The organism is Pseudomonas sp. UBA7500 (assembly GCF_002478435.1).
GTDB classification, from domain to species: domain Bacteria; phylum Pseudomonadota; class Gammaproteobacteria; order Pseudomonadales; family Pseudomonadaceae; genus Aquipseudomonas; species Aquipseudomonas palmensis.
Genome location: NZ_DLNW01000007.1, coordinates 11068 through 11676, shown reverse-complemented (window position 1 = coordinate 11676; position 609 = coordinate 11068). Strand labels below are relative to the sequence as shown.

Annotated in this window: 2 protein-coding genes; both read left to right on the top strand. The window is 61.4% G+C overall.

The features are described 5' to 3' along the window. A partial coding sequence (locus B4I46_RS06150; protein ID WP_286899099.1) for an isocitrate/isopropylmalate family dehydrogenase occupies positions 1-201 on the top strand: 201 nt, incomplete at its 5' end. A 64-nt stretch (positions 202-265) separates the two neighbouring features. After that, positions 266-609: aspartate-semialdehyde dehydrogenase (locus tag B4I46_RS06145; protein WP_286899097.1), on the top strand; the 344-nt coding region annotated here is incomplete at its 3' end.

Below are 609 nucleotides of genomic sequence, written 5' to 3'. Positions count from 1 at the left end.
CCGCTGGCGACCATCCTGTCGGTATCGATGATGCTGCGTTACAGCTTCAACCAGCAGGCGGCGGCCGAGGCCATCGAACAGGCCGTGAGCCTGGTGCTGGATCAGGGCCTGCGCACCGGCGACATCTGGTCGGCGGGCTGCAGCAAGGTAGGTACGCAGGAAATGGGCGACGCAGTAGTCGCAGCGCTGCGGAATCTGTAATCTCTCGGGCCCGCCGCTGGTTTCTTCCAGGCGGCGGCCCACTTTTAGCGAAGGTGTAGTTGCGATGAAACGTGTAGGTCTGATCGGTTGGCGCGGTATGGTCGGTTCCGTGCTCATGCAGCGGATGCTCGAAGAGCAGGATTTCGATCTGATCGAGCCGGTGTTCTTCACTACCTCCAATGTCGGGGGTCAGGGGCCATCCGTGGGCAAGGACATTGCTCCGCTCAAGGATGCGTACAGCATTGAAGAGCTCAAGACCCTCGATGTGATCCTGACCTGCCAGGGTGGCGACTACACCAACGAGGTGTTCCCCAAGCTGCGCGAAGCCGGCTGGCAGGGTTACTGGATCGATGCCGCTTCCAGCCTGCGCATGCAGGATGACGCGGTCATCGTGCTGGACCCGGTCAA